This window comes from Devosia sp. ZW T5_3 (assembly GCF_044987315.1).
Classification (GTDB): domain Bacteria; phylum Pseudomonadota; class Alphaproteobacteria; order Rhizobiales; family Devosiaceae; genus Devosia.
On sequence record NZ_JBJDRE010000031.1, the window covers coordinates 1 to 14753 of the forward strand.

14 protein-coding genes are annotated in these 14753 nt (G+C 64.1%); 1 reads left to right on the top strand and 13 read right to left on the bottom strand.

The features are described from left to right. Positions 1–87: 87 nt before the first annotated feature. The 13 genes from ACI3KW_RS22825 to ACI3KW_RS22885 form a co-directional block, all read right to left on the bottom strand. Entirely contained in the window at positions 88–486 is a 399-nt protein-coding gene (locus tag ACI3KW_RS22825) for a VOC family protein (RefSeq protein WP_113121276.1), read from the bottom strand. A 63-nt stretch (positions 487–549) separates the two neighbouring features. Further along, positions 550–1152 carry an SCO family protein gene (locus ACI3KW_RS22830; RefSeq protein ID WP_262170005.1) on the bottom strand — a complete coding sequence of 201 codons (603 nt, stop codon included), beginning with the start codon at positions 1150–1152 and terminating at the stop codon, positions 550–552. A gap of 9 nt (positions 1153–1161) precedes the next feature. Then, a complete protein-coding gene (locus tag ACI3KW_RS22835; protein ID WP_262170006.1) occupies positions 1162–1647 on the bottom strand; it encodes a copper chaperone PCu(A)C in 486 nt (161 codons plus the stop codon). Between the two features lie 55 nt (positions 1648–1702). Further along, a complete protein-coding gene (locus ACI3KW_RS22840) occupies positions 1703–2095 on the bottom strand; it encodes a hypothetical protein (RefSeq protein ID WP_404849995.1) in 393 nt (130 codons plus the stop codon). A gap of 181 nt (positions 2096–2276) precedes the next feature. After that, positions 2277–3188 carry a LysR family transcriptional regulator gene (locus tag ACI3KW_RS22845; protein WP_404849996.1) on the bottom strand — a complete coding sequence of 304 codons (912 nt, stop codon included), beginning with the start codon at positions 3186–3188 and terminating at the stop codon, positions 2277–2279. Between the two features lie 56 nt (positions 3189–3244). Continuing rightward, positions 3245–3982, bottom strand: a complete 738-nt coding sequence (locus tag ACI3KW_RS22850; protein WP_404849997.1) for a TSUP family transporter — start codon at positions 3980–3982, stop codon at positions 3245–3247. Positions 3983–4763: 781 nt separating this feature from the next. Continuing rightward, on the bottom strand, positions 4764–6056 hold the full coding sequence (locus ACI3KW_RS22855; protein ID WP_404849998.1) for a hypothetical protein: 1293 nt from the start codon (positions 6054–6056) through the stop codon (positions 4764–4766). Positions 6057–6334: 278 nt separating this feature from the next. Next, complete coding sequence (locus tag ACI3KW_RS22860) at positions 6335–8230, bottom strand: ABC transporter ATP-binding protein (protein ID WP_404849999.1); 1896 nt, start codon at positions 8228–8230, stop codon at positions 6335–6337. Further along, positions 8227–10083 carry an ABC transporter ATP-binding protein gene (locus ACI3KW_RS22865; RefSeq protein ID WP_404850000.1) on the bottom strand — a complete coding sequence of 619 codons (1857 nt, stop codon included), beginning with the start codon at positions 10081–10083 and terminating at the stop codon, positions 8227–8229. The genes ACI3KW_RS22860 and ACI3KW_RS22865 overlap by 4 nt, the downstream gene beginning before the upstream one ends. 179 nt (positions 10084–10262) lie before the next feature. After that, a complete protein-coding gene (locus ACI3KW_RS22870) occupies positions 10263–11246 on the bottom strand; it encodes a DUF1624 domain-containing protein (protein ID WP_404850001.1) in 984 nt (327 codons plus the stop codon). A 57-nt stretch (positions 11247–11303) separates the two neighbouring features. Further along, positions 11304–12395: a GNAT family N-acetyltransferase gene (locus ACI3KW_RS22875; RefSeq protein WP_404850002.1), complete on the bottom strand. Its 1092-nt coding sequence runs from the start codon at positions 12393–12395 to the stop codon at positions 11304–11306. Further along, positions 12392–13150: a polysaccharide deacetylase family protein gene (locus ACI3KW_RS22880; RefSeq protein ID WP_404850003.1), complete on the bottom strand. Its 759-nt coding sequence runs from the start codon at positions 13148–13150 to the stop codon at positions 12392–12394. The genes ACI3KW_RS22875 and ACI3KW_RS22880 overlap by 4 nt, the downstream gene beginning before the upstream one ends. After that, positions 13147–14304, bottom strand: a complete 1158-nt coding sequence (locus ACI3KW_RS22885; RefSeq protein WP_404850004.1) for a glycosyltransferase — start codon at positions 14302–14304, stop codon at positions 13147–13149. Before ACI3KW_RS22885 ends, ACI3KW_RS22880 begins: the two co-directional genes overlap by 4 nt. Positions 14305–14437: 133 nt before the next feature. Between ACI3KW_RS22885 and ACI3KW_RS22890 the strand changes: the two genes are divergently transcribed. Further along, positions 14438–14753: hypothetical protein (locus ACI3KW_RS22890; RefSeq protein ID WP_404850005.1), on the top strand; the 316-nt coding region annotated here is incomplete at its 3' end.

Genomic DNA, 14753 nt, shown 5'->3' on the forward strand with positions numbered 1-14753 from the left:
GCCGCGCACCGGGTCGGTTGGGACGCGCAAGCATGGCGGGTTCACGACGGGTGGCGGGTTTTAGGGCTGCGTAGCGCCCTGCCCCGATCAATTGACTGGCGGGGAGGCCATTAGTTCCCAGACATTGCCTTCGGTGTCTTCGAAATAGGCGGAATAGCCCCATTCCGATTGGGTGCCGGGCGTGATGACCGAGCCGCCGGCGACCAGGACACGGTCGAGGATCGCGTCGACCGCCTCGGCGCTGTCGGCCTTGTGGCTGAGTACGAAGCCCGGTGTGCCGGGCACGGCGACATCCTTGCCGGCGGTTTGGGCGATCTGTTCGCGCGGGAACAGCACGAAGGAAAAAGCATCGTCGAAGAAGAAGGCGACGTGATCCTCCCCTGCCCCGATCTGCTCATCGGCGATTTCGAACAGGGCGCGATAGAAGGCGAAGGCGCGCTCCAGCTCATCGACGCCGATGGTGATGATGGAAATCGATGGCTTCATGGGGCGGCTCCGGATTGGTCGGCATGAGTACCCGGCCGAAGAGTGATCGGCCGGGCGCAGGGATCAGGACTTTGCCAGCAGATTGCGCAGCTTGCCAATGGCGGTGGCGCTGTCCTCGCCGTAGGCGATAGTGCCCTGGAATTCGCCCTTGGTATCGAGCAGGAAGACCGAGGCGGTGTGGTCCATGGTATAGTCATCGCCTTCGAGCGGGATTTTGGCGGCATAGACGCCCCAGGCCTTGACGATCTTGGCGATTTCTTCCGGGCTGCCGGTGACGCCGGTGATGCGATCGGAGACCCAGCTGACATAATCGCCGAGGATTTCGGGCGTGTCGCGCTCGGGATCGACGGTGACGAAATAGGCCTGCAGGTTCTTGCCCTCATCGCCCAGGGCTTCGAACCAGGTGGACATTTCGGCCATGGTGGTGGGGCACACTTCGGGGCAATGGGTGAAGCCGAAGAACAGCGCCGAAGGATGGCCCTGGAACATGGTCTGATCGACGGGCTGACCGCGCTGATCGACCAGCGAATAGGTGCCCCCGCCAAAGCCGGTCGAGGCCGTGGCGGTGGCGCCGGGCTGGCGCAGCAGGAAGGTGGCGCCGGCCAAAAAGACGGCCATGACGGCAACGCCGGCCCAGAGCAGGATGCGGATGGTTTTGAGACTCATAATGCTTCCTCAATGACCAGCGTGATCGGCGGGCGCAGCGGCGGCCGGGCTCAGCACCGGCAATTCCAGCTCGACGGTGCCGGCCTTTTCAAAGGTCAGCGTCACCGGGATAGTTTCGCCTTCGACGAAACGCTGGGTGATGCCCATGAACATCAGATGCAAGCCGCCGGGGGAAAGCGTGACGGTTTCGCCCGGGCCGATCTCAAGCCCATCGGAGAGCTTGCGCATTTTCATCACGTCGCCCTGCATGGCCATTTCGTGAATCTGCACATCGGGGGAAGCGGGCGAGGTGACCGAGACGAGGCGATCGGCTTCGGCGCCGGTGTTCTCGATGGTGAAGAAGCCGCCGCCGACCGGGGCATTGGGCAGGGTGGCGCGGCTGAAGGGCTGGGAAATGTTGATGGGACCCAGATGGGTGGTGCCATCATGCGCGAAAGCGGGGACGGAAAGGGCGAGGATGGCCGCGAGGGCGGCGGAGAACAGAATTCGGATCATGATGTGGGTTTCCGGAAAAAAGATCAGCTCGATTGGCCCCGATGGGGCCGGTGGATCAGAGCTGAACCGGAGGCGCCCTCGGCCCGCCCGGCGCGATTTGGCGCGGCAGGAGGATTTTGGCCTGTTGGGTGATACCGGTGGGGACGGCGGCGATGGTGGGCGTGCCCAGATCGAGGCTGGCAAAAACCGGCAGGACCAGATCGTTCTTGCCGATGCCGGCGGCGGGGCATTTGGCGATGGTGATGTCGCTGTCGCCGCTGGTGTCGGTGGCGGAGCAGAGCACCCAGCCGGTATTTATCGTTTCGTAGCCGAGCTTGGCAAAATCGAGCTGGCTGGCGCGGGCCTGGTGCAGCGGGGCCAAAATCGTCAGCAAATAGATGGCCAAGACGGCCAGGGCCGTCCCGAACTCTCTTGCCATGCTGCGCCGCTGGATCATGGTTTCACTCATAAGACTGCATGGGCGAGGACGAAAGAGCTTTAGTGTCGCAATGGTGTTGGGTCGTGCCTCCCTCCCCCTTGAGGGGAGGGCCGGGGAGGGGGTCGTTGCGGCTCATGCGCAAAAGTCGCCGACCCCCTCCCTCATTCCCTCCCCTCAAGGGGGAGGGAGGCGAAAGCCGAGAATACTTCAGTTAGACGGCAGGGGAGTAAGTTTCGCTGCACAGCGCAATGAAGCTTTTCATGGCGGCGGAGAGGGGGCTGGATTTGCGGCGGGCGACGAGCAATTGGCGCAGGGCCCAGGGCTCGGCCAGGGGGGCACAGACGAGATCGGTGCCGGCGAGCAGATGCAGGCTGGTGGAGCGCAAGAAGCCGATGCCGAAGCCGGCTTCGACCATGCGAACCAGAGCGGGGAAGCTTTCGACGCGTACGCTTTCTGCGAAGGGTTTGCCGGCCTTGGTAGCGGCGTCGCCCAGGAGGCGATCGAGCGAGCCGGCATGGTGGCTGCCGACAATGGGGTGGCTCAGCACGGCTTCGAAGGCGATGTCCTTGCGTGGCTCGATGCGGGCGGCGAGGGGATGGTCAGGCGGGGCGAGGACCCAGACGCGGTCATCCTCGAAGGGTTTGATCTCGAAGCGGGTGAAATCGTAATTGTCGGAGACGATGGCGATATCGGCCCTGCCTTCGTCCAGCGCCACCAGGCCCTTGGCGGCGCCCATTTCCTGGATGTCGAGGGCGATGCCGGGATGTTTGAGGGCATAGCGGGCAAGCAATTCGGGCAGGCGCCCGGTGAGGGCAGCGCTGGTGCAGGCCAGGCGCAGGCTACCGCGCTGGCCGGAGCCGAAATCGGCCATGACGGCATCGAGATCGGCAATGGCGCGCAGCACAGTGCGGCAGCCTTCGGCATAGGCGGCGCCGGCCGTGGTGAGCTTGACGCCATGGGCGGAGCGATCGAACAACACTACGCCCAGCCGGCTTTCGAGATCGGACACGCGCCGGCTGACGGCGGAGGTGGCGATGCCTTCGCGCTCGGCCGCCCGGCCGATGGAGCCGGTTTCGGCCAACAGCAGGATGAGGCGCGCCGTGACGCTATCGAATGGTGCCATGTCATCTCCCCAGATGGGCGGCACCATAACCATAGTTTATGTCTCCAACCAATCGCCTAGATCACGAGCAAGATGCCGCGGGTGAGGTAGAAAATGCCGATGGCGGTGACGATCAGGCGGGTCCAGCGCTTGAAATTGGCGTCGGTAAGGTGTTGGAGGACCCAGTGACCGGCGCTGGTGCCGAGGATGGCGAAGGGCGCGGCGAGCGCCACGGCGGCCCATTCGCCGGGGGCCAGCACCATGGTGGCGTTCCAATAGAACAGAATCTTGCCGGCGTGATTGACCACCTGGGCGGCGGCCTTGGTGGCGATGATGGTGCGCCGGTCCATGGGGGTGCGGATGAAGAACATATCGATGGTGGGGCCGGCGACGCCGACGGCCAGATTAATGCCGCCACCGAGCAAGCCGCAGATGAAGGCGTGATGGGGCTTGGACGCATCGAGCGCCAGCCAGGATTGTGGAATCCAGAGCAGGATGGGCAAGAGGCCAATGGTGATGCAGACGGTGGCGAGATCGGGCGTGTAGCGGACGATGAAGAGCACGGCCGCGGCAGTCAGCAGGCCGAGCGTCATGATGCCCAAGACGCGCCAATCGATATAGGCGCGGGAGAAGAAGGCGCGCGAGCCATTGGCGATGAGCTGGATGATGCCCTGGACTGCAATGGCGGTGCCCACGGGCAGGATGAGCAGGAAAATGCCGAGCAGGATCAGCCCGCCCGCCATGCCGAAAATGCCCGATATCATCGATGTTGCGAATACCGCCACCAGCATGGCGGCGCCAATGAGCAGACTCATCTGACTTTCCCCAATCTGGCACTGTCATGCGCTGATCGCGCAGGCGACGCCATGACGGATGCGGCAAGAGGGGATGCCCATGACAAAGCGCCGCCTGTGCTGCGGTTATCGAATGGACGGACGGACCCCGAGACGGCTTTCGCCTCGTAAGGGATTAAAAATGAGACGGACGTCGCCTCGGGGTGCCGGGACTTTTTCGGACGGCGCGATCGCAGACCCCAGCGTTTGCCGTAGCGCCCGCCCGATTGCCTCGTCCGCTCGACCCGGAGCGGAGCGCGACCCCCACTCCCCCGGCTGGCCTCCGGACGCTCGTCGCTGCAGCGCCGCCCGTGTCCCGGAAGATGGAGGGAGTATGCGGGAGGGTTGGGGGTGGGGGATAAGAGGGATAGGTGAGCTCTTCGCTGCCCTCCAACCACAATGTCATCCCCGCAAAAGCGGGGACCTCTGTTTGCGTTCTTCAGCGCCCTAAACGGAGGTTCCCGCTTTCGCGGGAATGACACCGTGGGGAGCTTGCCACCATTGCCCTCAATGTCACCGCTCTCCCTCGGGCTTGACCCGAGGGCGGCACAAGTGGCGAGTGGCCCTCGGGTCGAGCCCGAGGGAGAGCGGAGGGGAGGAGGGATTGGGGATGACCTGGATCCTCAACTAATCGCCGTGTCATCCCTGCGAACGCGGGGACCTCTGTTTACTTGCCTTGGCATCCCGGAACGGAGGTTCCCGCCTGCGCGGGAATGACATTGTGGGGTGGAGGGTCTGTGGTGACTGGGGGAGGCCGAAGCTCCTATTGCAGCGAGGGGAAATAGTCCTTAGCGGTGGGGGTGAGGAGTTCGGGGATGTCGCTGAGCTTTACCGTCAGCAGGTCTTCGCTGCAGGCGAAGTTGACGTGGGGGAGGCCTTCGAGGGTGAAGAGCACAGCATCGCCGGGGACGAAGCGCAGGGCGAGGTTTGAGGCGATGAGGTCGTTGATGCCGCACTCGTCCTCGAATTGTTCGTCGCCGCTCGAGACGCGGTTGGCGATGACATAGTCGATCAGCTCCTGGTCGGCACCCCAGTAATAATCCTGCGGCGCCTGGCGCGCGGCCTGCTGGTCGATCTCGCCATCGGCGCCGCCGACCTTCATGGTCGCCACCCAGCCCTTGAATATATTGGCCAAGGCAAAGGGCTCGCCGGTCCTGGTATCGACGATATGGGTGTCGCTGTGATTGTTGGGGTGGGCGCCGGTGCAATAGGTGCTGCCGGATTCCACCCAATTGAGCACAGTGGGCGACAGATAGGAGAGCACGATGCTTTCCTCGTCATATTGGCCCAGCGTGCCCTCGTTCAGGCCCAGGGAATATTCATTGGCGCCGAAGCCGGCATAGACCTGGGCCATGCAATCGAAAGCGAAGAAACTGAGCGCGGCGTGGCGGCGTTCCAGCGCCTCGTTGGCAAGCTGGGTCGAGGAGCCGTCGGACAGGGACAGAATACGCGGAAAGGGAAATTTCGTGCGCGGATCGGTGACATAGCGGAAGGTGGAGCCTTCCAGCGTTTCACTGGCGCCCTCCGCCATCACCACTTCCATCTTGGCGAATTCGTAGGGCGCGGTGTGGGGGGCAAAGATTGCGCCGTCGCCGTAGAACAGCTCGAAGGTGCTGTCACGCAGGCCATAGGGGGTGATTTCGGCAGCCTCGGGCAGCGTGCGACGGCCGATTTCGGTGAGGGTGATGGGCAGGCTCTTGGACTTGTCCGTGGGCGTCCAGTCGCCGGTGAGGCTGCCATCGCCGGAGAGCGTCACCGACCAGATGCCGCCGGTGGGCGGCACGACATCGCCATATTGGTTCTCGGTGCAGGTGGTTTGGGTGCAAGGGGCTTCTTCCAGCATACTGATCGCGGTGCCGACGCTGCCATTGGCGTCGAGCGGGATATCGCCACCCTTGGCCAGGTAGCTGTAGCGGCCGGTCAACTGCCCGGCTGCAGGCGCGACCAGCTCGGCCACGATGTCGTGGCCGCCCAGCGTGCCCTTATAGGTGACGGCCTCAAGGGCAAAGACGGGCGTGGTGGCGAGCAGCACGGCGGCAAGAATGGCAAGACGCATGGAGGGACCCTCGGAACTGGTTTGGCGAGTTTAGCAGGGGTGAGACGTTCGTCAGCCCCTGCTCCTTGGGGTGGCTCGCTAATATTTGTTGGTTGGGGAGCCTCGATGCGCCTCCCTCCCCCTTGAGGGGAGGGATTGAGGGTGGGGGTGCTGAGGTCACAACACATATCGAGTATCTGGAGGCCGCAGCACCCCCACCCCCGCTTTTCGCTAGCGAAAAGCTGAGCCCTCCCCTCAAGGGGGAGGGGATTGGATTGGGGCTCCCGAGCCGTCTGCTATCAGGTGCTGGCGGCCTTGGCGTTGGCCTGGGAGACCAGCTCGTCGGGGATGTCGTCGAAGCTGGCATAGTTCATGTTGTAGAGCTTGGCGTAGAGGCCGTGCTTTTCCATGAGCTGGTCGTGATTGCCGGTTTCGATCAGCTCGCCATTTTGCAGCACGATGATGCGATCGGCGCCGCGGATGGTGGCGAGGCGGTGGGCGATCACCATGCCGGTGCGGCCTTCGAGCAGGGTCAGCAGGGCCTTCTGAATCTGCCGTTCGGTGTAGCTGTCGATATTGGCGGTGGCTTCGTCGAGCACCAGGATTTTGGCGTCGGCGACGAGGGCGCGGGCGAAGCTGAGCAATTGGCGCTGGCCCAGCGAGAGGTTGGAGCCGCGCTGTTCGAGCACGGCATCATAGCCGCCGGGCATCTGGGTGATGAAATCATGCGCGCCCACGGCCTTGGCCGCAGCGATGACATCGTCACGCGTGGCTGATGCCTTGTTGTAGCGGATGTTTTCGAACACCGTGCCGGTGAAGAGGAACGGCTCCTGCAGCACCATGGCGACCTGTTCGCCCAGGGATTCCTGGGTGACATCGCGCACGTCATGGCCGCCCACGAGAATTTCGCCGGACTGCACTTCGTAGAAGCGGTGGACCAGGGACATGGCGGAGGTTTTGCCCGAGCCGGTGGGGCCGACCAGAGCGACGGTTTCGCCGGGATTGACCTTGAAGCTGACATTCTTGAGCACGGGGCGATCTTCGCGATAGCCGAAGGTCACGTCCTTGAACTCGACCGAGCCATCCATGTCGCCGGTCAGCACTTTGGCGTCGGGCTTGTCCTCGATGGAGACCGGCACGTCGAGCACTTCGGTGATGCGGCGACCCGAGGTCATGGCGCGCTGCATGATGGAATATTGCATGGTGAGCGAGCGGATCGGGTCGAAAAAGCGCTGGATATAAAAGAGGAACGCCACGACGACGCCGATTTCGAGCCCGCCATTGAGCACGAGCGAGCCGCCGACGACCACGACCACCGCCATGGCAATGCCGGTAAGACTATCGACGATGGGGACCATGACCTGGGCGAAGCGCGAGCCGGTCAGCTGGGTCAAAAGGTTGGTGTGGGCCTTGTCGTCATAGAGGTCGAAATTGACCTTCTGGCGATCCAGATTCTGCACAGTGCGGACGCCATGAATGCCTTCGGCCATGGCGCCGGCAGTGACCGAATTGGTCTCGTGGGCGGCCATGAAGGCGCGCTTGGCCGGGGGCAGCCAGAAGATGCGCACGATGAACAGGATGGGCATAGTGGAGAGGGTGAGCAGGCCCAGCCGGAAATCGAGCGTCAGCAGCACGACGACAATGCCGACCAGCAGCACCATATCGCCGACCGAAATCACCGAGGTTTCGAGGAATTCCTGCATGGAATTGACGTCGCCCTGCAGCCGGCTCATCAGGCGGCCGACTTCGGTCTTGTCCATGAAGCTGAGCGAGACACGCTGGAGCTGGGCGAACATGGCGCGGCGCATGTCGAACAGCACGTTTTCGGCGACCTGGCCGACTTCGGTTTCCTGAATATAGGAGGCGCCGAAATTGAACAGCACGGCAACGGCGAAGGCGAGCACGGCCCAGGCCAGATTGGCGGTGCTGCCGCCCTTGGTCATGCCACTATCGATGGCCCAGCCGATGATCAGCGGAATGGCCAATTGGGTGATGGTGAAGATGAGCACCGCCGCCACCGAGAGGTAGATGCGCTTGCGATAGGGGTGCACGAAAGCCCAGATGCGCCGGATGGTCTTGGGGTCATAGGCGGCGCCGAAGACTTCTTCTTCGATGCGGTGGGAGCCGACGCTGGCGCGCGGGGGGCGCTGGCCGGGAAAGGCTGCAACTTCGCGTTCTTCATCCATCACGCTCATTGTGCGGCGCTCCCGATTTCGACGTCATCTGTGGGGCGGGTCTGCAGGTCATAGAGCGCGCGATAGCGGCCGCCCTTGGCCAGCAATTCCTCGTGGCTGCCGCGTTCGACGATTTTACCGTTCTCGAGGAAGAGGATGGTATCGGCGTGGAGCAGCGATGAGAGGCGATGGGAGATGATCAGGGTGACCCGATTGCTCGCGTAACGGCGAATGGCGCTGCGGATGCGGTGTTCGGTGCCGGCATCGATGGCGGCGGTGGAATCGTCGAACACCATGACGGCGGGCTTGAGCACCAGGCTACGCGCAATGGCGAGGCGCTGGCGCTGACCACCCGAGAGGGAGACACCGCGTTCACCCACGACCGTATCGTAGTCGGTGGGCAGGCCCATGATGTAATTATGCAATTGGGCGCTTTCGGCGGCCCGCTCGATCTTGGTTTCCTTGGCCCAGGGATCGCCATAGGCAATGTTGTTTTCGATCGTGGTGGTGAAAAGGAATGAATCCTGCTGCACCACGGCCACGGCGCGGCGCAAAGATTGCAGCGTCACTTCGCTGACATCCTGGCCATCGATGGTGATCTTGCCGCCGCTGAGATCATAAAAGCGCGGGATGAGATGGGCGAGGGTCGACTTGCCGCTGCCGGGGGCGCCGACAATGCCGATGGTCTGGCCGGCCTTGGCCTCGAAGCTCACGCCATCGAGCGTGGGGTGATTGGCGCCGGGATAGGTGAAATGCACATCGTCGAATTTGAGCGTGCCCTTGGTCACCTTGAGCTCGGTGGCGCCCGGTTTGTCGTCGATTTCCAGCGGCTCATCGAGAAAGGCAAAGAAGCGGTCGCCGCAGGTGGAGGCGCGGGCAAAGGAATTGACCATGAGGCCGAGCTGGCGCACCGGCATTTGCAATATGGTCATGAAGGTGAGGAAGCTGGCGAGCGTGCCCACACTCATATCGCCCGCAATGACCTTGTTGCCGCCAAACCAGAGCACGAGGCCCATGGCGGTGAAGAAGGATGCGGTCATGGCCGAGGTGTTGCGGACGCGCACGCCGACGCGTTCATGAGCCAGCTCAAGCGCTTCGGCCGAGGCGACGTTGAACTTGGTCATTTCGAATTTCTGGCCGGAAAAGGCGCGGACGACGCGAATGCCGGCGAGATTTTCTTCCATGACGCGGGTGAGGCCGGAGAGCTTTTCCTGCAAAACCAGCCAGGTCTTGCGCAGGGTGAGCTGGGCAACCGAGGAGCGCCAGGCGACGAAGGGCACAAAGCTCAGGCTGAGCAGACCCAGCAGCACATCGGTGGTGAGCAGCATATAGGCGCCAACCCCGATCAGCACCGAGAGCAGCACAACGCGCACCATGCCGGTGGCGAAGAACATGCGCACGCCATCCAGATCGAGCAGGCCGATGGTGATGAGATCGCCGGTATGGACCTTGTCGTGATAGGAATAGGAGAGGCGCTGGATCTTTTCGTAAAAGGCCAGGCGCAGCTCGTAGCCGATATAATGGCCCACCGATTCCGAATAATAGTTCTGCAGCAGGGTGAAGACGCCGCGCGCCACCGAGACGGTGAGCAGCAGGATGGCGCTCCACATCAGCGCTTGCTGGGCATCACCCGCGCCGATGGCCAGGATGCCCTGGGCCTGATCGACCGCATGGCCCAATAGGCGCGGGATCATCAGCTGCAAGACCGAGGCCACGATGGTGGCGCCCACGGCGGCGGCCGCCTGCCAGGGATGGCGGAAGGAGAATTTGGCAATCCGCAGCAGGGTTCCCTCACCCTTTCCAGCGTGAGCGGCGGCCACATGGGCCCGTGCATCGCCGCGTGATCGGACGCGGCCAGCCTTATTGGTGGTCAAGGAAGTATCCAGACTTCAATATATAAATGTGTGGATCCAGGCGAATGCGGGAGAAACGCACATTCGGGACTAGGACAAATCAACTCGCACCAATAGAAAACGCTCATTCGCGCTGCCATTCAAGATCGAATCTAAGCAAAAAATGCAAAGTCCGACCCCGATGACGCGCAATGGCGCCTTCATTGCGGCAGATTGAGCTCCGGATAGATCAAAGCGGAGCATTGCCGGTTATTGGCATCGAGCTGGGCCTGCTCGGCGGCGGTGACCTGGCCGGTATAGATGGCGTTCCACAAATCGTCTTTTTCCACGCCCTCAAGGCCGCATTGGCAATAGGTGACGCAGAGCGGCGCAGAGGTGCCGCCCGTGGTGCAGGTCTGCTGGCAGGATTTGAGGAAATCGGCTGATCGCATGGCGATTTCGGGATGGGTCAGCGAGGCCAGCGGGAACAGCACGGCGAGCAGCAGCGGCTGATGCAGCAAATAGATGAGCAGGCTCCAGCGGCCGGCGCCGGCCAGCGTGGTGGCGAGACGGTTTTTGGGCTGGATCGCGGCGAGCCTATCGGCCAGTGGGGAGGCCAGCAGCAGGCGGGTGGCGATGACGCCAAGCAGGACGAGGCCGAACCAGGGGAAGATCGGGACCAGATCATTGGCGGGGGGCGGCACGGTCCAGAAGCCGAGGATTGACCAGGTCTTGGCGTTGAACAGGGGATCGGCATAGGCGAAATGGGCGCCGATGACGGCGATAGCGACCAGGGCCACCAGCCAGAGCGGGGCGCGCAGGAAGGGCAGCGCCATGAGGCTGAACAGCGCGATGGCATGCAGCACGCCGAAATAGACGAAGCTATCGGGGAAGGCGAACCAGGTGGCGATGGTGATGATGGCGGCACCAGCGGCGACGAAGGCCCAGCGCTTCCAGAAGGCGCGCCAGCGGATGGCCCGGCCATGGCCGAGTACCAGCCCCACGCCGACGAGGAACAGGAAGACCGAGAGAATGGTGCGGGCGATCACCACCCATTGCGGATCGTAGCCCACATCGGCAGCGATGAAGCGGAAATAGCTGAGATCCCAGCACAGGTGATAGGCGATCATGGCGATGATGGCGACGCCGCGAGCGATGTCGATAATGGCAAAGCGCGGGCGCGCTGCCGGGGCGGAGATGGTCATGCTTGCCCTCGGGCAGTGTTTGGTCGGGGCGCACAATGACCTTTGTGCTGCGTCGGTTCAATCGTGAAAGTCGGTGACCAGGCGGCTCCAGTCTTCGCCTAGCAGCCCCCCAAGATAGACATCGCCGCGCTGGGCGGCATCGACAATGGCGGGATCGCGGGTGGAGATGCAGTAGAAGCCGCGGGGCACGAAGCTTACGCCCTTGCGGCGGCATAGAGCTTCCATGAGGAAGGGTTGCGCCATGCCCTGCACGCCAACGCAACCGATGGCATCGGCATGGGCGAGCAGATCGGCGATGATGGCGCCCTCCCGCCCCCGGCACGCCAGAATGTTGAGGACGTGCGCCACGCCGCCGGGGCGGGCATAGAAGACGCTGCAGCCGGCGAGCGTGCCGTTTTCGTCGCGCACCTGGCGCAGGGTCAGCGGGCCGGTAATGGTGTTGAGTGCGGCCATGTCCAGCATCCAGCCCAATTCGGGGGCGCTCCAGACGGGGTGGACGGCGAAGCGTTCGACCAGACTTGGTGCGGCGGCGATGAAGTCGGCGCGCGAGATGGCGGCCCCCTGCCCGTCTGGTGGCACGAGGCTGGGCATGAGGCGGCGGAGGGCGGCGTCTATGGGCTTGGCGAGAAGGCTGGCGAGGCGCGCCAGTTGTGGCGGGAGCCTGGCGGCGGCGCGGGTGGCGAACCAGCCGGCAGGGCGCAGGACATGGCGCCAATCCAGGCTCTGGATGGGCAGGACATGGCCGCCCACGGCCTTCCAGTGATCGGCGCTGAGCGGATTGGCGCTGTCGGAGAAACAGAAGGCCTGATTGCGGGCGCGGATGGTCAGCACCATATCGGCGCCGCCGCGCGTGCGCTTGGCCGGGTCGGTCATGTAATTGCTCATCAGCCGGCCGGTAAGGACGTGACCGTTGGCCCGGACCTGCATGGGGATGACCAGCAGGGCGCTGTCGATGGCGCCGTCGGGGTCGCGATGGACGAGGCTCCCCTCGGCCTCGCTATGGAGCGGGGAGCCGAAGAAACTTTCCTCGAAATAGAGGAGGAATTCGGCACTGGGCGCGGCGCCCTTGCGGAAGACGCGCTGGAACAGGGCCGCGACTTCGGGCACGTCGGCACGCTGCATCGGCGTGATGGCTTTGAGGCGCGTCATGATGCCGGCCGGGCCCCGATCTGATGCAGGGTTTCGGCGACGGTCTCGATGGCCAGATCGCGGCGGCGCACCATATCGAGCACCGCGCCAAAGCGGGCGGGCGAGCAGCCGATGGGGCTGGGATCGGGGCGAACATCATGGGTGTAAAAGATCAGCCAGCCGCCGCTGCGTTGCAGGCCGTCGAGCAGTTGGCCGATGCTGTCGAGATCGCCCGACACATCGTACAGCTCCTGCGCATGCAAATGGGCCAGATCGATCCAGCCGCGATTAATGCCGGGCTGAATGCCGCGCAGGCCGGCGAATCGAGGGGCCAGCAGGCGCTTGGCATTGAGCGACACGACGCCGAACGGGTAGGCGAAGGAGGTCGGCGCCTGCCCGCTCAGCGCCGCGATTGCCGATGTATTGGCAGCAACATCGGCAATGAGTTGGTCCGGCGCAACGCGCTGGACATTGATGTGGTTGCTGGTGTGTCCCCCAATTTCATGGCGATTTCTCGCCAAATTTGCGGCCACATCTGGGCCGGCGATCAGCTGGCCATTTTCGAAATCGCCAGCCAGCCGATCGGCAAAATAGAAGGTGCCGCGGGCATTATGGGCTTCGAGCAGCGGCGCGGCATTGTCGGCGGCCGAGAGGGGGAAATCGTCGAAGCTGAACGAGACCACGGGCCGCTCCAGCGCCAGCCGGAATGGCCGGAACGGCACGGCGCGGGCCAGCCGCCGCGATGCGCCGGCAAGGGGATCGGTCCAATCGATCATGGTGTGGTCTCGTGCATGGGAATGACGGCGGGCCTGAGCCCCATGCCGCCCAGCATCGCGGCAAAGGCTTCGACGGTTCGCTCGGTGGTAAAATCGGCGGCGCGGCGGCGCAGGGCGGCGTGATCGACGGGTTGATCGAGAGCTTCAAGAATAGCCTCGGCCAGCAAGGCGGGATTGCCGACCGGCACCAGGGCCTGGAGGGGGCCCAGGATTTCGCGCGGGCCATGGGGCGCGTCGGTAGCGATAACGGGGGTGCCGCAGGCCAGGGCTTCGACGATAGCATTGCCGAAGCCTTCATGGCGGGAGGAGGACACGAAGAGCCGGGCGTGTTGCAGGCGCGGCAGCGGATCGGGCACGAAGCCAGGCAGCTCGATGCTATCGTGCAGCGAGAGCTTGCCGACCAGCCGTTCGAGGGCGGGGCGTTCGCTGCCTTCGCCCAGGATATGGAGGCGCAGCCGGCGCGTGTGCCGCACCATGGCAAAGGCATTGATGAGGGTGGCGAAGTCCTTTTCGGGGGAGAGGCGGCCGACGGCGACGATGAGATCGTTGGCGCGGGGGACGGGGGTGGCAAGCTGGGCCAGGCGGGCGGTGCTGAGCACGGCATTGGTGCCCAGGCTGACGGCGCGATCGGGGGGGACGCCGAAATGGGCGATCAGCTCGTCGCGCACGGCGGCGGTGGGGCTGACGACGCGGTCGGCCAGCGGATAAAGCCGGGGCGCCAGGCGATAGGCCAGCCGGTTTTGCCAATAGGGATCGGCGCGGCGGGCGGCACGAGGCGCGGCGACCTCGCGCAGCACGATTTTGGGGCGGATGGCTTGGTCGAGCCGGGAGGCGGCGAAGGCGAGCAGGCAATTGCCGGCGGCTTCGGAGGCGATGACGGCGGCGGGCTGCAGCGTTCGCATCATGGTGACGAGGGCGGGCAGCGCGCGGGCCATGCGCAGCTTGCGGCCCTGCCCCAGATCGAGCAGCGGCACCCCGGGGGCGATGCGCCGCGCCAGCGGGCCGCTGCTGTCGAGCGTGGCGATCAGGATGGGCCAGCCGGCGGCGCGCAGGCCATTGGCCAATTCGATCGCGTCGCTCTGTGCGCCACCGCCGCCAAGGGCGCGGACCAGCATGATCATTGGCCCGATATTGCGAACATTGCCTGTGGTCAATCTGGCCGCCTCCGTAATACGCAGCGGCCACAGCTTGCATTGATTTATCCGGCATTGTCATTGTTGTGACGGATAGAGGGTTAAGTCTGGTGGATACTACGTACGGACCTGTATTTACCGATCGGCGCCGGGTTTGAGCGACAGACATGCTTCGCTTTATCTGGTGTCGCGGCTGGCGGCGGCTGTGCTCAATCTGGTTTCGGTGGCGGTGTTCACCCGGCTGGCGACGCCAGAAGTATTCGGCGATTACCTCATCGGCTTTGCGGCGGCTTTCATCGTATTCGGTGGGCTGTTCCAGTGGCTGATGCATGCCCATTTCGGGGTGTTCAAGCCGGATCGAGCGGCGCGGCTGGCGGGGGCATTGCTGGTGGCGCTGGCGGCGGCGGGCGTGTTGGGCCTGCTTGGGCTGAGCGTGGCCATGGCGGCGGGGCGGCTGGGCGGGCTTGGGG